The organism is Pseudoalteromonas sp. NZS100_1, assembly GCF_015864285.1.
GTDB lineage: Bacteria > Pseudomonadota > Gammaproteobacteria > Enterobacterales > Alteromonadaceae > Pseudoalteromonas > Pseudoalteromonas arctica.
Genome location: NZ_JADYXN010000016.1, coordinates 63700 through 85333, shown reverse-complemented (window position 1 = coordinate 85333; position 21634 = coordinate 63700). Strand labels below are relative to the sequence as shown.

Annotated in this window: 25 protein-coding genes; 17 read left to right on the top strand and 8 right to left on the bottom strand. The window is 37.8% G+C overall.

Annotation, left to right across the window (positions count from 1 at the left end; genetic code table 11):
• Window positions 1-26: 26 nt before the first annotated feature.
• Window positions 27-1532, bottom strand: a complete 1506-nt coding sequence (locus tag I6F66_RS12255; protein WP_197177015.1) for a capsule assembly Wzi family protein — start codon at window positions 1530-1532, stop codon at window positions 27-29.
• A 211-nt stretch (window positions 1533-1743) separates the two neighbouring features.
• Between I6F66_RS12255 and I6F66_RS12250 the strand changes: the two genes are divergently transcribed.
• Together I6F66_RS12250 and I6F66_RS12245 are read left to right on the top strand one after the other, a co-directional pair.
• The gene (locus tag I6F66_RS12250; RefSeq protein ID WP_197142692.1) at window positions 1744-2814 is read left to right on the top strand and encodes a glycosyltransferase family 1 protein; all 1071 of its coding nucleotides are present in this window, start codon (window positions 1744-1746) and stop codon (window positions 2812-2814) included.
• Window positions 2814-3899, top strand: coding sequence for a glycosyltransferase (locus I6F66_RS12245; protein WP_197142694.1), 1086 nt, complete (start codon window positions 2814-2816; stop codon window positions 3897-3899). Before I6F66_RS12250 ends, I6F66_RS12245 begins: the two co-directional genes overlap by 1 nt.
• Window positions 3900-3930: 31 nt before the next feature.
• On the opposite strand, the gene I6F66_RS12240 is transcribed toward I6F66_RS12245, so the two are convergent.
• Window positions 3931-4659 carry a 3-deoxy-D-manno-octulosonic acid kinase gene (locus I6F66_RS12240; protein ID WP_197142696.1) on the bottom strand — a complete coding sequence of 243 codons (729 nt, stop codon included), beginning with the start codon at window positions 4657-4659 and terminating at the stop codon, window positions 3931-3933.
• Window positions 4660-4781: 122 nt separating this feature from the next.
• On the opposite strand from I6F66_RS12240, the gene I6F66_RS12235 reads away from it, so the two are divergent.
• From I6F66_RS12235 to glpG, 6 genes are all read left to right on the top strand, one after another.
• Window positions 4782-5840, top strand: coding sequence for a glycosyltransferase family 9 protein (locus tag I6F66_RS12235; protein WP_197142698.1), 1059 nt, complete (start codon window positions 4782-4784; stop codon window positions 5838-5840).
• Window positions 5840-6403: a D-glycero-beta-D-manno-heptose 1,7-bisphosphate 7-phosphatase gene (gmhB, locus tag I6F66_RS12230; protein WP_197142700.1), complete on the top strand. Its 564-nt coding sequence runs from the start codon at window positions 5840-5842 to the stop codon at window positions 6401-6403. Before I6F66_RS12235 ends, gmhB begins: the two co-directional genes overlap by 1 nt.
• Before the next feature lie 169 nt (window positions 6404-6572).
• The gene (locus I6F66_RS12225; protein WP_010554396.1) at window positions 6573-7766 is read left to right on the top strand and encodes a glycine C-acetyltransferase; all 1194 of its coding nucleotides are present in this window, start codon (window positions 6573-6575) and stop codon (window positions 7764-7766) included.
• 50 nt (window positions 7767-7816) lie between these two features.
• Window positions 7817-8842: an L-threonine 3-dehydrogenase gene (gene tdh / locus I6F66_RS12220; RefSeq protein WP_007584716.1), complete on the top strand. Its 1026-nt coding sequence runs from the start codon at window positions 7817-7819 to the stop codon at window positions 8840-8842.
• A gap of 68 nt (window positions 8843-8910) precedes the next feature.
• Entirely contained in the window at window positions 8911-9228 is a 318-nt protein-coding gene (gene glpE / locus I6F66_RS12215) for a thiosulfate sulfurtransferase GlpE (protein ID WP_010554397.1), read from the top strand.
• Window positions 9225-10043 (top strand): rhomboid family intramembrane serine protease GlpG, encoded by an 819-nt coding sequence (glpG, locus tag I6F66_RS12210; RefSeq protein WP_165729392.1) that lies wholly within the window; start codon window positions 9225-9227, stop codon window positions 10041-10043. Before glpE ends, glpG begins: the two co-directional genes overlap by 4 nt.
• Window positions 10044-10046: 3 nt before the next feature.
• On the opposite strand, the gene I6F66_RS12205 is transcribed toward glpG, so the two are convergent.
• Window positions 10047-10445: a flagellar basal body-associated protein FliL gene (locus I6F66_RS12205; protein ID WP_165729393.1), complete on the bottom strand. Its 399-nt coding sequence runs from the start codon at window positions 10443-10445 to the stop codon at window positions 10047-10049.
• 154 nt (window positions 10446-10599) lie between these two features.
• On the opposite strand from I6F66_RS12205, the gene I6F66_RS12200 reads away from it, so the two are divergent.
• Together I6F66_RS12200 and ubiA are read left to right on the top strand one after the other, a co-directional pair.
• Entirely contained in the window at window positions 10600-11139 is a 540-nt protein-coding gene (locus I6F66_RS12200; RefSeq protein WP_165741436.1) for a chorismate lyase, read from the top strand.
• On the top strand, window positions 11136-12014 hold the full coding sequence (gene ubiA / locus I6F66_RS12195; protein WP_165741433.1) for a 4-hydroxybenzoate octaprenyltransferase: 879 nt from the start codon (window positions 11136-11138) through the stop codon (window positions 12012-12014). The genes I6F66_RS12200 and ubiA overlap by 4 nt, the downstream gene beginning before the upstream one ends.
• Before the next feature lie 37 nt (window positions 12015-12051).
• Here the strand turns inward: ubiA and I6F66_RS12190 are convergent, their stop codons facing one another.
• The 3 genes from I6F66_RS12190 to I6F66_RS12180 form a co-directional block, all read right to left on the bottom strand.
• Window positions 12052-12672, bottom strand: a complete 621-nt coding sequence (locus tag I6F66_RS12190) for a 2OG-Fe(II) oxygenase (protein WP_007584723.1) — start codon at window positions 12670-12672, stop codon at window positions 12052-12054.
• A 92-nt stretch (window positions 12673-12764) separates the two neighbouring features.
• Complete coding sequence (locus I6F66_RS12185; RefSeq protein ID WP_007584725.1) at window positions 12765-13649, bottom strand: LysR substrate-binding domain-containing protein; 885 nt, start codon at window positions 13647-13649, stop codon at window positions 12765-12767.
• A gap of 377 nt (window positions 13650-14026) precedes the next feature.
• Complete coding sequence (locus I6F66_RS12180; RefSeq protein WP_007584730.1) at window positions 14027-14449, bottom strand: DUF2721 domain-containing protein; 423 nt, start codon at window positions 14447-14449, stop codon at window positions 14027-14029.
• 75 nt (window positions 14450-14524) lie between these two features.
• Between I6F66_RS12180 and I6F66_RS12175 the strand changes: the two genes are divergently transcribed.
• From I6F66_RS12175 to tsaD, 3 genes are read left to right on the top strand one after another with little or no spacing between them, the layout of a single operon-like run.
• Window positions 14525-14878 (top strand): DUF2007 domain-containing protein, encoded by a 354-nt coding sequence (locus I6F66_RS12175; protein ID WP_010554404.1) that lies wholly within the window; start codon window positions 14525-14527, stop codon window positions 14876-14878.
• A complete protein-coding gene (locus tag I6F66_RS12170) occupies window positions 14871-15461 on the top strand; it encodes a YjaG family protein (RefSeq protein WP_007584732.1) in 591 nt (196 codons plus the stop codon). The genes I6F66_RS12175 and I6F66_RS12170 overlap by 8 nt, the downstream gene beginning before the upstream one ends.
• A 38-nt stretch (window positions 15462-15499) precedes the next feature.
• The gene (tsaD, locus tag I6F66_RS12165; protein ID WP_010554406.1) at window positions 15500-16513 is read left to right on the top strand and encodes a tRNA (adenosine(37)-N6)-threonylcarbamoyltransferase complex transferase subunit TsaD; all 1014 of its coding nucleotides are present in this window, start codon (window positions 15500-15502) and stop codon (window positions 16511-16513) included.
• A 174-nt stretch (window positions 16514-16687) separates the two neighbouring features.
• Here tsaD and plsY read toward each other — a convergent pair whose 3' ends face one another.
• Window positions 16688-17299: a glycerol-3-phosphate 1-O-acyltransferase PlsY gene (gene plsY / locus I6F66_RS12160; RefSeq protein WP_165736229.1), complete on the bottom strand. Its 612-nt coding sequence runs from the start codon at window positions 17297-17299 to the stop codon at window positions 16688-16690.
• A gap of 230 nt (window positions 17300-17529) precedes the next feature.
• Here plsY and folB point away from each other — a divergent pair, with 230 nt between their 5' ends.
• The 3 genes from folB to I6F66_RS12145 are packed head-to-tail and all read left to right on the top strand — an operon-like array spanning window position 17530 to window position 19175.
• Window positions 17530-17889, top strand: a complete 360-nt coding sequence (gene folB / locus I6F66_RS12155) for a dihydroneopterin aldolase (protein ID WP_007584738.1) — start codon at window positions 17530-17532, stop codon at window positions 17887-17889.
• Window positions 17890-18378: a 2-amino-4-hydroxy-6-hydroxymethyldihydropteridine diphosphokinase gene (gene folK / locus I6F66_RS12150; RefSeq protein ID WP_007584740.1), complete on the top strand. Its 489-nt coding sequence runs from the start codon at window positions 17890-17892 to the stop codon at window positions 18376-18378. It abuts the gene before it with no gap.
• Window positions 18375-19175: an undecaprenyl-diphosphate phosphatase gene (locus tag I6F66_RS12145; RefSeq protein ID WP_007584742.1), complete on the top strand. Its 801-nt coding sequence runs from the start codon at window positions 18375-18377 to the stop codon at window positions 19173-19175. The genes folK and I6F66_RS12145 overlap by 4 nt, the downstream gene beginning before the upstream one ends.
• A 63-nt stretch (window positions 19176-19238) precedes the next feature.
• Here the strand turns inward: I6F66_RS12145 and I6F66_RS12140 are convergent, their stop codons facing one another.
• Window positions 19239-20027 carry a hypothetical protein gene (locus I6F66_RS12140; protein WP_165728432.1) on the bottom strand — a complete coding sequence of 263 codons (789 nt, stop codon included), beginning with the start codon at window positions 20025-20027 and terminating at the stop codon, window positions 19239-19241.
• A gap of 251 nt (window positions 20028-20278) precedes the next feature.
• On the opposite strand from I6F66_RS12140, the gene mpl reads away from it, so the two are divergent.
• Window positions 20279-21634 carry a UDP-N-acetylmuramate:L-alanyl-gamma-D-glutamyl-meso-diaminopimelate ligase gene (mpl, locus tag I6F66_RS12135; protein WP_197209326.1) on the top strand — a complete coding sequence of 452 codons (1356 nt, stop codon included), beginning with the start codon at window positions 20279-20281 and terminating at the stop codon, window positions 21632-21634.

Sequence of the window (21634 nt, the reverse complement as noted above, 5' to 3'; positions counted from 1 at the left end):
TACGTTACTTTATTAAAAGTAACTTATTAAAAGTTATATTCGTACTTAGCAAATGCAGAAGTATCGTTTTCAGCACCGTCGTTGTTAGACGCAAAAGCACCTAAAGTGACGCGCCCTCCCATAGAGAGCATTCTGTAACGCAGTTCTAATTGCTTAGAGTTGTACGCTGTTTTAGTTATGCTGTTACCTAAATCGGGATTGCTAGGGTACCAATCGCTATTATCACTATTATAATCAACATTTCGTAACTTTACCTGCCAATCATCACCATTTGATAGTTGTCCTAACAATGTGAGAACAATTGATTGTGCATCGTTATCGTAAGTTGAGCCAATTGTGCGTCCGTGGTAACGGTAGCCTGATTTATAATCAGTATGTTCATAATAGCAATTTTCATCGACTAACCCTGTTGTACATGAAACACCAGTATCTATATATTCGACATTTATTAATATATTTTGATCGTATACTCGCTGTGTGGTTTGTAAGCCAAATAAATATGCTCTACTTGATGGCTTAAATTTTGAACTAGCATCTTCACCTATGGTGCTTGCATAAATAGCATATGGCTGACCTAATAATATATCAGACCAGCGAATATCAATTCCAGCTAACTGATTACCAATTTTAGATTCAAATTGACTATCGCAGCTTTCGCTACCATCAACACATGAAGCCTTCCCTGTAACTACATCAATAAAGTCGCCAGCAGAACCTGGTTGCCCTTCGCCAGCCCATTGTGCAGACCAGCTAAGTGCAATTTCTAGCTGTTGAATAGGGCGGAAATTAACACGGGTACTCCACAGTAAAGCATCAGGTATAACACGCGTAGACTCAAGTTTAGCCATTTGTGCAGTAAAGCTCCATTGACCAATCCAGCTCAGCCATGGTGTCTCGAAAGCAGTACTTTTTTCTCTGGTAACACTTAGTGCAGGTAAAGGTTTCGCATTACCTGACATAATTAAGCTGTTATCAACACCAGGTCCCCAAAATTGTTCAACAGCACCGGCTCTAAAAATCCAGTTACCTAAACGGTAAGCTAAGTAACTATCATCAAGTGAGGTATCGTTACAATCGGTTAAAGCTTGCTCGTTGGTAACTATATCGTCAGTCGTTTTTCCATCAACTAAACACTTTTTACCGTCTTTTCTATAATTTATAGCTACTTTAGCTGCAAAGTTATCGCCTAAATAAGCGTAAGCTGCAGAAAGCTCTGTTTCTTGAGTATTTGTTGCACCAAAGCTTGTTGCTATGATTGGATCTGTGGCTGCAAAAGCTGATAATTGAAGACTATGTGAGCTACTATTTTCTGATTTATATCGATGTTTAACGCGAAGTAAAGCATCTTGTAAGCTTGGAGATAATTGCTCCAGCGGCATACTTTCTACATCGCTTATAAAACTTTTCCACATAAGCGGATAGGTAGTTACAGGAGCTAAAATAACACCGGCATCAGCTAATTGTTGAATATCAGCTCTTAGACCATAATCATCGGGTTTTACCCATGGCTCAGCATTAACTGATGCGCTCATAGCGCAAAAAAGAGTAGAAAGTAGAAAAATTCTGTTTCGCAAAGTTCAGATCCTTGTGATTAAGATTGCGGCTAAGTTTATCAATCTAAGTCTGCTATTGCAGTAAATAATCAAATTTATAGAGTTAATTTAATATATTAAAATGTAACCTGTCTATCGTAATAAGTATCTGATTGATATACTGGAGCTCAAATAGGACATTGAGAATGCAATGAGCAACAAACGACTTTTATTTATTCCAGTATCATCACCGGAAGGCATTGGTGAATATATGCGCTCGTTGTTGTTGGCTCAAAGTTTACAGGCAGAACTTGCAGATTCTCTCGATATTCATTTTATATTAAATAAGCATACTCCTTATGCTAAAACTTGTCCTTTTAAAGCTACACTACTCGAACACTCAGCGACTAAAGAGCTTGATTTTGTTTGCGACTTTATAGAGCAATTTAAACCTGATGTCGTTGTTTTTGATTGTGCAGGACGTGCAGGGCATATGAAGGCGGCTAAAAAGGTAGGCGCTAAAGTTATATTCATTTCTCAGCATGCAAAAAAACGTGCTAAAGGCTTAAAACTTAACAGAATTAATTTAATTGATACACATTGGGTTGTACAGCCTGATTATTGTATTGAGCCACTTACATGGGCTGAAAGTACGAAGTTAGACATGTTTCCCTTGGCACATCCTCGAAATGTAGGTCCTTTTGTTACATTTGCCTCTTGCGCGCAAAAACGTGATGTTTTAAATCGCTATAACTTAGTATCGGAAGGCTATTTTATTGTAAATGCTGGCTCAGGCGGACATGTATTAAATAACCTTAATTGCGCTGATGTTTACTTTAAAGCCGCGCTTAAAATTACTAAGCACACTGGTTTAAAAGCAGTTGTTGTGTTTGGTCCCAATTATAAGAAAGCCATTCCTGAAAGTGATGAGGTTACTTGTTTAGCAAGTCTGCAAAGTACTGATTTTTTGGCATTAATGAGCCAAGCTAAAATCGCATTACTTAGCGGTGGAGATACTTTACTGCAAGCAATTGCAGTTCAAACCCCCGTTGTGGCATGTGCTATCTCAAAAGATCAAAATACACGTTTGGATCATTGTGTTAATGCAGGTGTTGTCATAAAAGCAAATCTTGATATTGATGAAATCACTACGAAAATAGCTCAAGTTATTAGCGAGCCTTTCTATAATGAATTCGTTGCTAAATATAGCCAACTTGATAATACACATAGCTTCGATGTGATCACTAATGGCATAAAAAATATGCTTATAGGGGATCGCTAATGAATATAGTGATTGTAATTGATTCCCTTGTGGGTGGTGGTGCTGAAAAAGTAATGCTTACCCTTGCTGAGGAAATGGCCAAGTTAAAGCACCGAATCACTATTTTGTCTCTTGCTAACTCTATTGAATATAATATCCCTGAAGTACTTAACGTGGAGAGTTTATTCGCACATAGGGCATCAAAAGTAGATCGATTTTGGCAGCGTAAAAATAGCATTTTAACACTACAAACTTGGTTTGAAAAAAAACAAAGCGAGCTGGGCAATATTGATTTAGTGCTTTCTAATCTTGATAGAAGTAATAACTTGCTCGCGCGTAGTAATATCAAAAATGTTCATTTTGTTATTCACAACTCAGTTAATGCAGAACTTGCACGTCAAAAAAAGTTAGGTCCATTTTCATACTTATATCTTAAAAAAAGTAAGCAAAATTTAAATGGTAAATCACTTATTTGCGTATCAAAGGGTGTTGAAAAAGAAATAACACAAGGGGATTTAATTAACCCAAGTGCAATTGCGACTATTTACAACCCGTTCGATTTTGAAAAAATAAGACAGCAAGCAAATGAGCAAAATAACAATATCCCAAATGAGCCCTACTTAATTCATGTAGGAAGACTCGCCAAACAAAAACGCCACGATATATTATTTGCAGCATTTGCAAAGCTTGATAAAAAATACAAGTTAGTACTTTTATGTAATAAACCGGCTAAAGCGCTAAAGCTTGCACAGGAATACGGCATAGAAAAACAGTTAGTAGTGCCAGGATTTCAACAAAACCCGTACAACTGGATTAAGCATGCCAAAGCTTTAGTGTTGAGTTCTGATTTTGAAGGACTTCCAACGGTATTAATTGAGGCTTTAGCGGTGGGTACTTCGGTAGTTAGCACTAATTGTACATTTGGACCAAGCGAGATATTAACAGGCGAGCTAAGTAAATATTTAGTACCCGTTCAGCAAGGTGAGGCATTAACCAATGCCGTTAAGCAGGTGCTAGCAGATAAGCCAAATGTAGAAAACGCAGATATTCTAAAACAAGTACAGGCAGAGCAGGTTGCTCTGAAGTATTTAGCATTGGCTAACTAAGTTAACTTATATTAGGTTAACTTATATTAGGTTAACTTATATTAGCGAGCGCTTTGAAGTAGTTGCTGTGCAGAGTTTGCCAGTCAGTCGCTTGCCAATTAAATGTCTCGTTTCGACCTTGTTCTTTTAAAAATGAGCGCTCAAGTCGTTCCATATTACTTTGTTGCCACTGCACATTAGGCATTTTTATTTCACCTCTATCAAAGTCGATAATGTACACATCACCAGTATCATCAAACAAAATGTTATTAATGTTTAAATCGGCGTGATAAACACCTTTTGAATGAAATAGCGCGATTGTTTTAGCTATGCGCTCCAACTCATCTTCGGTCAATGGGCGTTCAATTAATATATCGAGTACGCTTTTAGCGCCTTTAACAGCCTCGGTAATAATATCCCCACGATAAATTAATCCGCTGCGGGTTACTTTAGCTGCAATAGGGGTTGGTACGTTTAAACCAAGCTCTATAAGTTTACTCATTAAGCTAAACTCTTTATACACACGGGTTTGTTCAAGCCCTGGATATAAATATTGATCGCTTAGCAATTTACCCACTAAGCCACCGCGCCAATAATGCCTAAGTACGGCTGTTAATTCGTCTTGTTTAAAAAACCACGCAGTTGCTCGGCCCTTTTTAGCGCCCACAATTTTATTTCGTTGTTGCCAATAATTTGCATCAAACCAATCGAGAGTAATTTGGCTCGTGTATTTAGGGTGGCTTAATACAGTGTGATTGCCTTGCACGTGTTGTTTAAACATAGCTCTGCGTAATTGCTAAATAATATGCCTATATTAGCGCGTTTTAAAGCTGAGGATAAGTGCTTGCAATAGCGTGATTATAATTTAAGATCGGCTTTTGTATTTAATACCTAAGGGAATGTGTGACTCAAGCTCCTAACTATTCATCTATTTGTATATTAAGACTCTCAGCCATTGGCGACGTATGTCATGGTGTGAGTGCTGTACAAGCCATTCAAAAAGCACACCCTAATGCAAAAATCACCTGGGTTATTGGCAAAATAGAAGCCATGTTACTTGCTGACTTACCTGGTGTTGAGCTGGTGGTATTTGATAAAAAGCAAGGAAAAGCCGCACTTAAAAGCTTAAAGCAACGCTTTAAAGATCAACAGTTTGATGTACTACTTAACATGCAAGTTGCATTAAGGGCTGGATTTGTAGCGCATTGTATTCCTGCAAAAGTAAAAATAGGATTTGATTGGGCGCGTTCAAAAGAATTGCACAGCTTGTTTATTAATAAACGAATAGAGCCACAAGCTCAGGCGCATGTGCTTGAAGGCTTTAAAGGTTTTGCAAAAGCCATTGGTGTTGCTGATTATAAACCGAGTTGGAACATGCCATATACAGAGCAAGACCAAGCGATTGCAGATGAGTTACTAACACCAAAGTACCTAACTAATAAACTGTTAGTAATATCGCCAGCAGCAAGTAAAGCACAGCGCAATTGGCTCGCTGATCGTTATGCAGCATTGGCTGATTATGCAAATGAGCAAGGCTTTAAGGTGGTATTGACGGGGGGGCCAACAGAACTTGAAATTAACCTAGCAAATAGTATTGTTGAGTATAGTAAAACACCTATTTTAAATTTAGTGGGTAAAACGAAACTCAAAGAGTTGTTGTGCGTGTTAAAGCGTGGCAGCTTAGTGCTTGCGCCCGATACGGGTCCTGCACATATGGCGGTAACGGTTGGTACGCCGGTTATTGGTTTATACGCACATTCAAACCCAGCACGCACAGGTCCTTACTTATACCAAGACTACGTGGTAGAGGTTTATCATCAAAATTTGCTTAAGCAAACTGGTAAAACGGCTGAGCAAGTGCCGTGGGGTACGCGCGTAAAAGGCGATGATTTAATGAGCCAAATTACAGTTGATGACGTAAAAGCGATGTTTGATCATGTTGTACAAAAAGAGTCTTTGTAATGAATGTACAAAAAAAAAATAAAGCACTTTTTTTAGACCGAGATGGCGTAGTAAATGTTGATCATGGTTATGTGTATCAAAGCGATAAATTTGAATTTATTGAAGGTGTTTTTAGTACTTGTAAAGCATTTTATGATGCGGGCTATAAAATCATAATCGTCACTAATCAATCTGGAATTGGCCGAGGTTATTACACCGAAACTGATTTTTTAGCACTAACTGATTGGATGAAAACCCAATTTAGCGATCACAGTATTGAAGTTGCCGATGTGTACTTTTGCCCTCATCACCCTAAAAAAGCGCACCCTGAATATTTGAAAGAGTGCAGTTGCAGAAAGCCTGCGCCAGGGATGTTATTGCAAGGCATACAAGAGCATAACATCGACCCTGCTTGCAGTATTATGGTGGGCGATAAACTCAGTGATATGCAGGCTGCGAAAAAAGCAGGGATCACTACCCGCGTTTTAGTGCGTTCAGGTCAAAGCTTTGATGAAAGTGCCAAGCAAGAGGCTGATTTAATTATCGATTCTATAAACAGTTTACCTGCACTTTTAAAGACATAAATAAACTAAACAGATTAGCCTGTAAACTGGCAGGAATTCCTTCCAGTTTAGGGCGTTTGCGACGAACTACAAACCGTGCATTTTTCCCATTAAACTTTTACAATACCCCCCATAATAAACAGTCGCTTAAATGTGGTTGTTTACCCGTTCAAATAAATGGAGAACACAGATGAGAGCATCTGCTTTTTTTAGCCAGCTACAACAGCAAATTGAAGACGTAAAAACCGAAGGTTTGTATAAAAGCGAACGTATTATTAAATCTCAGCAGCAAGCTCAAATCGAAGTTGCATCAGGTAAAGTAATCAACTTTTGTGCTAATAACTACTTAGGTCTAGCTAATAGCCCAGAGCTAATTGAAGCTGCGCAAAACGGTTTAAATAATCATGGTTTTGGTGTTGCGTCTGTTCGTTTTATTTGTGGTACGCAAGATATTCATAAAACACTAGAGAAAAAAATCAGTGAGTTTTTGGAAACTGAAGACACCATTCTATATTCTTCGTGTTTTGATGCAAACACTGGTTTGTTTGAAACTATTTTAGGCGCAGAAGATGCTATTATTTCTGATTCGTTAAACCATGCATCAATTATTGATGGTGTACGTTTGTGTAAAGCTAAGCGTTTTCGTTATGCAAATAACGACATGGCTGATCTTGAAAAGCAACTTATTGCAGCAGATGAAGCTGGCGCTAAAACTAAACTAATTGCTACCGATGGCGTGTTTTCTATGGACGGCGTTATTTGTAATTTAGAAGCTGTGTGCGACCTAGCTGATAAATACGATGCACTTGTAATGGTTGATGACTCTCACGCAGTCGGCTTTGTTGGCGAAAACGGTAAAGGTACACCAGAGTACTGTAATGTATTAGACCGTGTAGATATTATCACCGGTACATTAGGTAAAGCGCTAGGCGGTGCTTCAGGTGGTTATACATCAGGTAAAAAAGAAATTGTTGAATGGTTACGTCAGCGCTCACGCCCATACTTATTCTCAAACTCATTAGCACCTTCAATTGTTACTGCATCAATTAAAGTACTTGAAATGCTAGAAAATGGCGGCGAGCTTCGCGCTAAACTTTGGTCAAATGCTAAATATTTCCGTGAGCAAATGGAAGCTGTTGGTTTTACGTGTGCAGGTAAAGATCATGCAATCATCCCAGTAATGCTGGGAGATGCAAAAGTAGCCTCGTTAATGGCTGATAAGTTACTTGTTGAAGGTATTTACGTAACTGGTTTTTCATTCCCTGTAGTACCAAAAGGGCAAGCCCGCATTCGTACACAAATTTCAGCGGCGCATAGCATTGAGCAACTCGATATTGCTATTGATGCATTTACCCGCATTGGTAAAGAAATGGGCGTTATTTAATTTTATTTTAAACCGAAGCCTTGCTTCGGTTTTTTAGTTGAGTGTGAATTATGAAAGCATTATCTAAATTAAAAGCAGAACCGGGCATTTGGATGACAGATGCGCCAAAGCCAGAAGTCGGTCATAACGACTTACTGATTAAAATTCGTAAAACAGCTATTTGTGGTACCGACGTACATATTTACAAATGGGATGAATGGGCAAGCAAAACTATTCCTACTCCAATGGTTGTTGGTCACGAGTATGTTGGTGAAGTCGTTGATATGGGCCAGGAAGTTCGTGGCTTTAAAGTAGGCGACCGCGTATCGGGTGAAGGTCATATTACATGTGGGCACTGTCGTAACTGTCGTGCTGGGCGTGTACATTTATGCCGAAATACAACAGGCGTAGGTGTAAACCGTGAAGGTGCATTTGCAGAGTATTTAGTTATTCCTGCATTTAATGCATTTAAAATTCCAGATAACATTTCTGACGAACTGGCTTCTATTTTTGACCCGTTTGGCAATGCAGTTCATACCGCATTATCGTTTGACTTAGTTGGCGAAGATGTACTTATTACTGGTGCAGGCCCAATTGGTATTATGGCAGCAGCGGTTGCAAAACACGTTGGTGCTCGCCACGTCGTTATTACCGACGTAAATGAATACCGCCTAGATTTAGCCCGCAAAATGGGTGCATCACGTGCTGTAAACGTGGCAAGCGAAAAGCTTGAAGATGTAATAAAAGACTTAGGTATGACAGAGGGCTTTGATATTGGTCTTGAGATGTCAGGTGTGCCAAGCGCTTTTAATTCAATGCTTAATAACATGAACCACGGCGGTAAAATTGCCATGCTAGGTATTCCACCATCTGATATGGCAGTTGATTGGAACCAAGTTATTTTTAAAGGTTTAGTGATTAAAGGTATTTACGGTCGCGAAATGTTCGAAACGTGGTACAAAATGGCAAGCTTGATTCAATCTGGTCTTGATTTGAACCCAATTATTACACATCAGTATTCTGTGGATGACTTCCAAGCTGGCTTTGATATGATGATTTCAGGTCAGTCAGGTAAAGTAATTTTAAACTGGGATTAGTTCCTAACTAAATTACAAGAAGGGCGGCTTTAGCCGCCTTTTTTATACTATTAATTAAAGAGACTTCAATGGCATTTAAACACATTTCTATAGCGCAAACGTTAGAACTTCTAGATAAAGAAGACGTTGTAATTGCAGATATTCGCGATCCAAATTCGTATCAAGCTGGTCGTATTCCAGGCTCAGAAGCACTTTCTAACGGTAATATTGCACAATTTATGATGGAAAAAGAATTCGATCAGCCAATTATTATTGTGTGTTACCACGGTATGAGCTCTCAGGGCGCAGCTAGTTATTTAGTTGAACAAGGCTTTGAAGATGTTTACAGCATGGATGGTGGCTTCACTGCTTGGGAAGCGGCTTACAGCGAGAAGGTAGAGCGATGATAGAGCTTGGCAGTTTAAATAACCCACGCGCCGCACAGGGCTTTATAGATTATTTAAAAAGCCAAGGCCTAGATGCAAAGATACACTCAGCAGATGGTAGTAATGTCATCATTAGCGTGACTGAAGAGGACTTTCATCAAGTTCAGCCGCTATGGACTGAATTTACACAAAACCCCAATCATGAAAAATACCAGCAAGCATCTTGGGATGTAGGCAGCACGCAATCGCCGCTTAAATATCAAGGGCAATCACTTAATCTTATGGCGCGATTTAAAGCGCTTAGCTGGCTTAACCAAACTGTTAGCATATTAAGTATTGTTATTTATGTCGCTTTTTTATTGGGTGGATTTGATGAAATTTATACAGCTCTGCAATTTAATCCATCACAACCGCTCAGTTGGTTAACACCTGCGCTTGTGCATTTTAGCGCGATGCATATTGTGTTTAATTTAATTTGGTGGATGTCGCTTGGCGACAATATCGAAAAGCAATGCGGAAAACTCAGCTTAATAGGTTTGTTTTTAGTGACTGCACTTATTAGTAATTGGGCGCAATACCTAATGGTTGGTCCTAACTTTGGCGGTTTGAGTGGCGTAGTATATGGGTTACTTGGTTTTTGTTGGATTCATAGCTTTTTAAATCCGAACAAACCAGCACTGGTTAGTACGGCTATTGTTGGTTTTATGTTGATTTGGTTAGTGCTTGGTTTTGCAGATGTATTGTTTGTAGGTATGGCTAATTGGGCGCACTTAGGTGGATTAGTTAGCGGTATGGCTTTTGCCTACACCGCCAAAGTATTTAACGCAAAACGTTAAATACTAATGATATAAATACTTAGTGAACAAGACTTCACGGATGATCTCTTGTCCTGTTTCTTCTTTTAAGAGGCTTTTTAGTTTTTCGGCGCACTTTGCGCGTATTTCTTCACGGCCAGTAAGGGATTTTATTTTTTCTTCAGGCTCTTTAGATAAAATTTCTACTAGGGCATCACGTAGTAATGGCGTGTGGTGCTCTACTACTGCAATATTTGAAGTGTCATTAAGCATTAAATCAATAGTTACACGCACATAGCCCATTTTTTTACTTGATGCGCCAATGTAGTTGGTGATTATATCGGGCTCAAAACCAAAATAACCAACTGTAGATTCAGCACGAGCTGTAAAGCTTATGACGCTTACAAAGAACGTAAAAAGACCTGCGTATACTATTTTTTTCATATTTAAAGCGTTTCTTAAAACTTGTTACAAATAGTTTATACTTAATAGTGGGTAATAAACAGCGCCAAGCAATTATTTATGGTTATAAAACATCACTTTTTCAAAAGCTTTGGCAATGGTATCATCTCGTTGTTTTTTATTTTGTTGAGCTATTGTGATTACTTATCCTCTGTCTATATCTGCTAATTGGCAGTCCACTTCATATGTAAGTGATTTATCTCCTCTAGAGCAAGAATGGCTTTTTGAACCTAATTCTTTAACTGCTAAATTAAAAAGTAAATCACAAATTTTTAGTGTAAGAGTATTGAGCGAACAGTTATTTACTTTAAGTCTAGAGCAAAAGTTATTACTAAACTGTAGCGCTAAAACAGCGATTAATAGAGAAGTACTCTTATTGTGCGATAACAAACCTGTGGTATACGCACAGAGCTGGCTTCCTAAAAATGATTCGAGCAATCCTTTGCACAATATGGGTGAACGACCTCTTGGTGATGTGATTTTTCAAGACCCAGCACTAAAACGAACGGATATAGAAATTGCTCATTTTGATGCCAAGCACCCCGTTCAGCAATTAGTTGCAAAATTAAACCTACCCGAAAAAAACTTACTAGGCCGTCGAAGTGTATTTGCACTCAAAGAATATAAATTTTTAGTGTGTGAAGTGTTTTTACCAGGAGCATATTTATACTCATGAAATTAGCCGTTTTAAAGCCAAAACATATTTCTTACTATATACAGCTAATGCGTATAGATAAGCCCATTGGTACCTTGTTATTACTTTGGCCAACATACTGGGCTTTATGGCTTGCTAATAGTGGGATGCCGAGCTTACTCAACTTTATTATATTTACGCTGGGCGTTGTTGTTATGCGAAGTGCAGGGTGTGTAATTAATGATTTTGCAGATAGGAAAATAGACGGCTCTGTAAAACGCACAGCTCAGCGGCCGCTAGCTTCAGGGCGGGTTAGTAGTGGTGAAGCACTTAGCCTATTTTTACTGCTCATAGTTATTGCGTTTATTTTAGTATTAATGCTTAGCGTTAATACTCTTTTGCTTTCTTTTGGGGCTTTGGCTTTAGCCTTTTGCTACCCTTTTATGAAACGCTATACACAATTACCACAAGTTGTTTTAGGGGCTGCATTTGGTTGGGCTATTCCAATGGCGTATATGGCTTCAATAAATGCATTACCGCAGCAGGCATGGTTATTATTTATAGCCAATATTTGCTGGACAGTCGCTTATGACACTATGTATGCGATGGTTGATAGAGATGACGATTTAAAAATAGGGGTAAAATCAACCGCTATTTTATTTGGTAAATTCGACCGCCACATAATCTTTTTACTTAATGCTGTATTTATAGCTCTGGTTGCGTTTATTGGTATAAGTAATCATTTAAGTGTCGCGTTTGGCGTTGGTTTGAGTGTAGCAGCTGGTTTATTGGCATATCAACAAACGCTTATTCATAAACGTGAAAGAGATGCCTGCTTTAAAGCGTTTTTAAATAATCATTATGTGGGCTTGGCTATCTTTATGGGGTTATTACTTTCATACCCAATAGCATTTTAAAGCCTTAATAAAGGCTGTTAAAATTCGCTATTTAGAGCTATCGGGGTGGATCAATAATGCCGCTAATAGAGGCGTTTTTTCTAAACCATCCAGCAATAGAATAGCGTTCGTCAACTGCAGGAAGCACTTCATGAGCAAAACGTTCGCTTTCAAACATAACCAATGTGCCAGCAGTTGGTTTAATGGTTATTTCTACTTCTTTACTTTTAGGTTTATATATAACAAGTTCGCCACCTTGCTCTGGCGTATTTAAATAAAGCACCGTTGTAAATACACGATTAGATCGACCTTTAAATGCATCTAAGTGTTTTTTATAAAAATCACCCTGTGTATATTTTGCATAATGGCATTCGTAATCAAATAGCCCCATAAAAAAGCTACGATTTAACGTGGTTTTTATACTTTGCATTATTGCTTGATACGTAAGCTGTGCTTGAGAGCTGCCGTCAAACCAATAGGTTTTGTCAGTACGAATAGTTTTATCTATTTGTAAGTTATTTAATCGACCAATACCGGCAAGGCTAAAGTGGGGGTTTATACGGTGACAATCTGCAACTAAATCGTTAACTAAATCGGCAATAAGCGCGTTATGAATTACGGTGTATCCTTGGCGTTCTATATCATCTAAATAGACATCAGGACCAAAAAGTGTGTTCATTCACATCAGCTGTTTAAAAAAGGTGCGACAGTGTAGCCGAAAAGCGATTTAAAGCTACTGTTTATTGTGCCGCACTTTTTCAAAAAGAAGGGTTAGTTAAATGCAGCTCCCGCTTTTTTTATAAGCGACAGCAAGTGCTCTACATGTTCGGTAATAGATGTTTGTTGGCTTGTTTGTACAACGAGTTGTTCGTGATTTAAATCTTTATTTGTTTTTAGTTGCACGAGTTCAGAGTTCTCTGCGATTGTGTTTGCATGCTCAATGCTTGCTATAGCAAAGTGATCTGATTTAACTACACCAGCCATTACTTGCTCAATGCTACCCACTTTAATACTTGATGATTTATTTAAAGAATCAATTGCTTCATTAAGCATAGTTTGCACTTGTTTAGATTGAGAGAAGCAGCCAAACATAGGGTAGCTATCAAGATTTTGCTTACTTATATCGTTTTTATGTGCAAGAGGGTGATTTTTTGAAACAAATAATACAAGCTGATCAGGTAAGTGAATGTCACTGCCAATACTATTAATAGCTTGAGAGTATACACTTATGTCTATTTCACCTTGTTGGAGTCTGCGTGTTAGCTCTTGTTGATCTTGTAACTGCATTTCAATTTTTATATGAGGATATTGAGCTAAAAACTGTCCACAAGAAATAGGTACTATGCTGCTTGCCTTATTGGTATAGCCAATAACAAGTTTTTCATTAGCATTACCGTTTACTGATTGAAAAATCCGTTTTTTCGTTAGCTCAAGTTCCGATAGAGTCGTTTTAGCATATTCAAGGAAAAGTTCGCCTTCAGGCGTTAATTTAACAGAACGAGTTGAGCGTTTTACTAACTCATATCCCATTTCATTTTCAAGTGTTTGAATGCTGCGCGTTAGCGCTGAAGTACTAATTTGGGTTTGTTCAGCTGCTTGTCTAAAGTGACGTAATACACCAAGTGCTACAAATTGCTCTAATTGTTCAAATCTCACTTTATAGTCCCTTTTTATAAGTAAGTCGCAGATACCACGGATATCAAATATATTAATTTTTATTCTAAAGTTTAGTAAAATTCTATATTGAAATACGGTTGCAAGTTCATACGTGTTTCCAGCAGGATACCCCCCTTTTAGTATTAATTAAAGAGGAAAGCGACCAAATAGTATTACTTTTTTAATTGATAACTAGTTGTTTATTGTGTTTTGTCTATATTTTTGCAATTAACTATCTAGGCAAAGTTATTTTAACTCAGTGGGTTAGTTAGGAGGTTGGAGTTTAATTGTTCTAATTAATAAAAAAGTACGCCCCAAGATAGGGCGCACATATAACATGATTATGACAAATAATAGGGTGTTTTATCTATGAGAGTTTATTTTACAAAATTTCTATTTATTCGGCTGCTTAATGGTTTATTTTCAATGCTTTGTAGTTCTATTTCAATCGCATCACAGGAAATATGTATTTCGAATAAAGACGTTAATAACGATAAACTTAAGCAAGCTAAGCTAATGCCAAATAAAATAATCCCTGTGGTATTAAATTCAATAAATAAAGCAAACATCGAAAATGTACACAGTAAAAAAGAGGCTACGCCGTATACCTGCATTGTTCTGATTAAGTTTATTCGTTTACGTAAGTTAGTGATTTGAGCGACTACAACAGGTCGAATAGATTCACCTTCGCGCGCATTTAACTCCCTAATTAATTGCGCTAAAACTAAAAATCGGTTTGTATAGGCTAATAATAGCAGCGATATGGCTGGAAAAAGTAAGCCCGGGGTTGTAAGTGTCATGTTTATTCCTTAAAAGTGCAGCATGCTAATAATTTAGCGTAGGATATTGTTAACACAAAATAAATGAGGTGAATATTGCAAAATATTAATAATAAAAATTCAACTGATAGCTCTTTTCAATGGGTTACAATTTATAAAGCCGAAAATACCCTTGAAGCTAATATTATTAAAGGTTTAATACAAACCAGTGGCATTGAATGCAAAATAAAAGGTGAGATGCTCCAAGGCGCATTGGGAGAAATTCCATTTGATCAAGCACAAGTTAGTGTGCAGGTTTATGCGATAAAAGAGCGCCATGCGCGCCAAATATTGGTAAACTATCAACAAGTAAAACAATCCGCTCCAGATTGGGTATGCCCTAACTGTAATGAGCATAATGGATCAACATTTGATTTTTGTTGGTCGTGTGAGACGTTAAAGAATGACTAAAGCAAATAATTTTCAGCGTATTAGAGAGCTTAACTATTTACAAAAAGCTGTTTTGGCAAGTGCTTTAATAGAGCGAATGCTGCCAAATTACGGTTTATTTAGCGAAGCAACGGGGTTTGGTGATGAAACCTTACTTCGTAATTCGCTTAATGTTTGTTGGGAAAAAATATTACTGCCTAAAAGTAAAATAGATCTCGAAAAACAAGTTGAAAAAATAGAACCGAATGTTCCTGAACTTGCTGATTTTGATATGTTTGGTACTTACCCTGCTATTGATGCTGCAACGTCTTTACTTAGCTTAATGCATGGTTTAATGGCGCAAGATGAGCAAGAGTTCATTAGTGTCAGTAAAATATCTCAAGCAACAGTGGCCCGCTTTATTGAATATCAAATGACGGTTGAAGGTGAGGTTGCTGATAACACAGCAGTTAGAGAACATCCATTAATGCAATACGAAATTGAAGTATTAGGTGAGCTAATTGATTTTGTAGAAAATATGGGGCGTATTACCTCTGATAGCGTGAAGGCACTTAAAAAGTTTGCCCTAGAAGATGGCCAAACAAATATTGGCCTTACGTTATAAAAACAGCGAAGTGAAATTTTAAAGGCAGGAGAAGTACAGTGCGAATTTTAGGCATTGAATCGTCATGCGATGAAACAGGTATTGCAATATACGATGACGAAAAAGGCTTGTTAGCTCATCAATTATACAGCCAGGTAAAAGTACACGCTGATTATGGCGGTGTAGTACCGGAACTTGCATCGCGCGATCATGTTCGTAAAACGCTACCACTTATTGATGCTGCATTTGCACAAGCGGGTTGCGGCCCAGAAGATTTAGACGGTATTGCTTATACTGCAGGCCCAGGTTTAGTTGGAGCATTATTGGTAGGTACTTCTATTGGTCGTTCATTAGCATACGGTTGGGATATTCCAGCTGTTGCTGTTCATCATATGGAAGGGCATTTACTTGCTCCGATGCTTGAAGAAAATATTCCTGAGTTTCCGTTTATTGCATTGCTTGTATCGGGTGGTCATACCATGATGGTTAAAGTAGCGGGTATTGGACAATACGAAGTACTAGGTGAGTCAGTTGATGATGCCGCAGGCGAAGCATTTGATAAAACCGCTAAGTTACTTGGTCTTGACTACCCAGGTGGCCCGCGCTTAGCTAAAATGGCCGAACAAGGCGTTGCTAAGCGCTTTATTTTTCCTCGCCCGATGACCGACAAACCAGGTCTTGATTTTAGTTTTAGTGGTTTAAAAACTGCAGCATCAATCACTATTCGTGAAAATGACGACGACGATCAAACTAAAGCTGATATAGCGCATGCATTTCAAACAGCGGTTATTGATACGCTGGTTATTAAGTGCAAGCGAGCGCTTAAACAAACAGGTATTAAGCGTTTAGTAATCGCCGGTGGCGTAAGTGCAAATACACAGCTTCGACTGCAGCTTGAACGCGTAATGAAAGGTATGAAAGGCGAAGTTTTTTATCCGCGTACTGAATTTTGTACCGACAACGGTGCAATGATTGCTTATGCAGGAATGCAACGATTAAAAGCAGGTCAGTTTGCAAGTCTTGATATGAAAACAAAACCTCGCTGGCCAATAGATAGCCTTGAGCCTATTTAATTATACCAATTGCATTAAATTAGTGATCTATTATAGCGATAAGAAAATAGCTCAATAACAAGGCTAAAATTATGATACATAGTTGTTCTATATAAATAATTTTTAACGTAGTTAGTGAGTTATTTAATACGCTAGAATGATTATGTTTTTAATAAAATTGGTATTACTCTTACATTAACTGTTTTCGTTTTCATCAGTGGGTGCTTTTTTAGCGCCTACTTTTGGTTCTTCCCCACTAAATAATCGAATAATATTAGTACGGTGACGAAATATAATTAACAACGTGATAAAAGTAACGGGAAGAGTATAAAGTGGTTTTATTAGCCATGTATATAAGGGCGCTAAAGATACAGCTACAAGCGCTGCCAGTGATGAATAGCGTGTTATTGCCACTATAACTAACCAAGTGCACACAAGTAAACCAGCCAGTGATAAGCCAATAGGTAATAATGAGCCAAATGCCGTTGCTACGGCTTTACCGCCTTTGAAGCTAAAAAACAGTGGGTACATATGGCCTAAACAAGCAGCTACTGCGACTAAACCAAGCTCTAAAGGTTCAACTTCTAAAAAATAAGCCCCCCATACCGGAATAGTGCCTTTTAAAATATCAAACACTAAAACCAAGCAAGCCGGAAATGCTCCGCCTAATCTATAAACATTTGTAGCCCCTGGGTTGTTAGAACCACTATTACGAGGGTCAGGGAGTTTGAACAACCGCGACACTAAAATAGCCGACGAAATCGACCCAAGTAAATAAGCTAAAACAAACATTAAAGTGGCTAACACACGCTTCCTTATTTTTTAATTGCTATACCAATTGATAGTACTTTTAAGCTATTATTGGCAGCAAAATTTATCGTGAAAATTATTAACAGGCTATTTAATAGCTAGTTTGGTTATTTTGCTATTGTAGAAGTTATTTTCACATATTTAAACACTGGCTAAACCATATACAGTATTAATTTTATTGATGCTTTGTATAGTTGCTTAGTCGTTTGTTGTTATTTGGAGTATCAATGGATAAGGTTTTTATATCTCAATTGCACGTCGACACTATTATTGGAGTGTACGACTTTGAAAAAGAAAGTAAACAGAGCCTTTATTTTGATATTGAAATGCTTAGTGATATTAAGCCTGCAGCCGAAAATGACGATATTAATTTAGCACTGGATTACTCAAAAGTAAGCGAACGCGTTATTAAGCACTGCACTGCAAAACCTGTTGAGTTGCTAGAGACTTTGGTTGAGCAGTTGGCTGAGATTATTTTAAGCGAGTTTAATACGCCACAAGTTACTATAAGAGTAAGTAAACCAGCAGCAGTAGCACAAGCACAAACTGTGGGTGTTGAAATTACACGTGTTAAGGCAACTGACTAAATGGCTCAAATTTATATCAGCCTAGGGTCAAATATAAATAAAGCGCATTATATACAATGTGCATTAATTGCACTTAAGCAGCACTTTGAGCACATTGTGCACTCGTCTGTTTTTGAAAGTGAAGCAGTTGGGTTTGCTGGCAATAATTTTTATAATTCAGTAGTTGGCGCTACAACTGATATGTCGCTTGCTGATGTATGCGCTTTATTAAAACAAATAGAGCGTGATAATGGGCGTACAGCGAACGACAAAAAATTTAGTCCACGAACGCTCGATTTAGATTTACTGTTTTATGATGATGTAACTTGCGATTCCCCAGCGCAATTACCTCGTGATGAAATAACTAAAAATGCATTTGTATTACAACCTCTGAGTGAGGTTGCCCCAGATTTTTATCATCCTGTAGCTAAGCAAACGATTGCGCAGTTATGGAATGAATATAATAACCCTCAACAAAAGCTATGGAAGGTGGAGTTTTCTAACCTATGAGTATTATCGAAATAATTATTTTAGCCCTCATACAGGGATTTACTGAGTTTTTACCAATATCGAGTTCTGCGCATTTAATTCTCCCATCGCAAATTTTAGGCTGGGAAGATCAAGGGCTTGCGTTTGACGTAGCAGTACATGTTGGTACTTTAATAGCCGTTGTTATTTATTTTCGTAAAGAAGTAGTAGATATACTAAGCGCATGGTTTAAATCTTTTGGTAAGCAAGGCACTACCGATGACAGTAAATTAGGCTGGTGGATTATACTAGGTACAGTGCCTGCCGCTATTTTAGGTTTACTTTTAAAAGACTTTATTGAGTTATATTTGCGAAGCGCTTGGGTAATTGCTACTACCACCATTGTATTTGGTTTGTTGCTTTGGTACGCGGATGCAAAAGGGAAACAAATTAAAACTATTTATCAGCTCAATTGGAAAACGGCACTTATCATTGGTTTTGCACAAGCTGTTGCAATGATCCCGGGTACTTCTCGATCAGGTATCACGATGACCGCTGGTTTAATGTTGGGTATGAATAAGCAAAGCGCAGCGCGTTTTTCGTTTTTACTAGCGATTCCGATTATTTCTATGATGGGGCTTTATTATATTGCAGAGCTTGCACTGGGTGACCATGTAGTTGATTGGAATACATTATTGCTTGGTGTGGTGCTATCGTTCTTATCGGCTTATGCATGTATATTTATGTTTTTAAAAGTAATAGAGCGAATGGGTATGTTGCCATTTGTAATATATCGTTTATTACTCGGTGTAGGTTTGATTGTATTTTTAACGCTATAAACAAACTTAATTAGTAAAACCAAAAAAAGCACCTTTAGGTGCTTTTTTGGTTTTAAACTCAGCTTATAAATTTAATAAATAAGCTTCAATAAAGCGGCGTTGGTTAGCGGCTTTTGGCGCTGTTTTAAATATAAGTGTATTACCATTTTTACGTAGTTTTAGCTCATTAGTAAATTTACATTCGATAGCATTGAACTGAGCTATGTCGTTTTTAAAACTTTGGTCTTTTTCGCACATGTATGCCATTTCGTTTGCAACTTGTGCACAAAATGAACCCACTGGATATTCTTTTAGGTTTTCATCATCAATGCTTTCCCAATCAACATTGGTATTTATTTTTAATCCGCATTGCTTATCTATTTCGCTATTAGCGGCAGCTATATTTTTTTGTTGATACCCTAAATGCTTTTCACGATTAAACTTCGCTAGTTTAGCTTGAGTACCTTTATTTAACTGTTGATCGTATTGCGCTTTTAAGTCTTCAACAATGGCAGGGTTTGACTCTTCTTTTTTTGATAAGTAAATTCCATCACGAGTGTCTGGAATATAAAGATTGTAAGAGCAACAGCGGTAGCCTTCCTCAACACTTACTAAACTTCTTTGTGTACCATCGTAAGTATATTTGTAAGCTTTATTACTACCATGAGGTTTTAATTCGGTTAAAAATACAATCCCATCAATATCATGGTTTATGCCTGTTACTTTTACTAAAGCTTGTTTTTTATCTGTTGTTGGGGCAATAACAACATTAACGCCTTCGCCCGAACTTAGTTCTATTGGGTACTTAGCAAATTCCAAAGCAAAGCTTTTTTGACTAAGTAAAATACAGGCTATAAAGAATAGTTTTTTCATATTAAGTCCTTTTTAAGTTTTAAAGTTATACAGCAAGCTGGTTTATAACATTGATAATAATTGATTAAAAGCAATACAGGGTAGGTGAACGTGCCTATTTTTTGATTTTTAGCGTTTAAAAAACTAATTAACGTGTTTTTGGCACGAGTGAATTGTGCAGACGTACATAGTAACTAAGCACGAATTTTGGCATTATAGCGCCATTAAACTTTGCATAGCTGTAAAGTGAGCATACGATTTAAGGAAAGTATATGCATATACATATTTTGGGCATTTGTGGCACGTTTATGGGTGGTATTGCAGCCATTGCTAAATCATTAGGTCATAAAGTAACGGGTTCTGATCAAAACGTTTACCCACCAATGAGTACGCAACTTGAAGAGCTTGGCATTGAACTGACTCAAGGCTACGACGTATCTCAATTAGAGCCAAAACCAGATATGGTAGTTGTCGGTAATGCAATGAGCCGTGGTAACCCGTGTGTTGAATATGTGCTTGATAAAGGTCTGCCTTACACCTCAGGCCCTGAATGGCTTAAACATAATTTATTACAAAAATCGTGGGTACTTGCTGTAGCGGGTACGCATGGAAAAACAACCACAGCAAGTATGCTTGCGTGGGTTTTAGAGTATGCAGGTTTAAAACCAGGGTTTTTAATTGGCGGCATAGTCCAAAATTTTGGTGTATCGGCAAAAGTGGGTGAAACGCCATTTTTTGTTATTGAAGCCGATGAATACGACACTGCTTTTTTTGATAAGCGCAGTAAGTTTGTCCATTACCTTCCACGTACACTTATTTTAAATAATCTTGAATTCGATCACGCTGATATTTTCGAAGATTTGAACGCAATAAAAAAACAATTTCATCACTTAATGCGTACATTACCTCAAAGCGGCAAGGTAATTTGGCCAAAGCAAGACGTAGCGCTTAATGACGTAATAGCACAAGGGCTTTGGAGCGAAAGCGAAACACTCGGTGATGACTGGGGCTATGAATTAATAAAAGCCGATGGTAGTGAGTTTAATGTACTTTTAAATAACGAAAAGCAGGGTACTGTTTGCTGGCAAGCAATAGGCGAGCATAACGTTAAAAATGCAATTATGACTATCGCAGCAGCGCGCCATGTGGGTATAGCTGTTGATCATAGTATTGATGCCTTAGGAGAATTTATTAGCCCTAAAAGGCGTATGGAGCTAAAGGCTGATATTAATAATATTAAGGTGTATGACGATTTTGCGCATCACCCAACAGCAATTAAAACTACGCTTGCAGGACTGCGCGCAAAAGTAGGTGATGAAAAAATTATCGCTATTTTAGAGCCGCGCTCAAACACTATGAAAATGGGCGTGCACCAATATACATTATTAGATTCACTGCGTGATGCTGACGACGTACTACTTTTTGAACCAGAGAATCTAAATTGGTCGCTAAAAGAGCAAGCAGATAAAGCAGGCATGCAGTGCTTTAGCAGCACGCAAACAATTATTGATACGGTGCTTGAAAATATTGAGCCTAATCAGCATATTTTAATTATGAGCAATGGCGGTTTTAATGGCCTTCATCAACACCTTGTTGATGGTTTAGCTGATAAATACAGCGGAGAATAG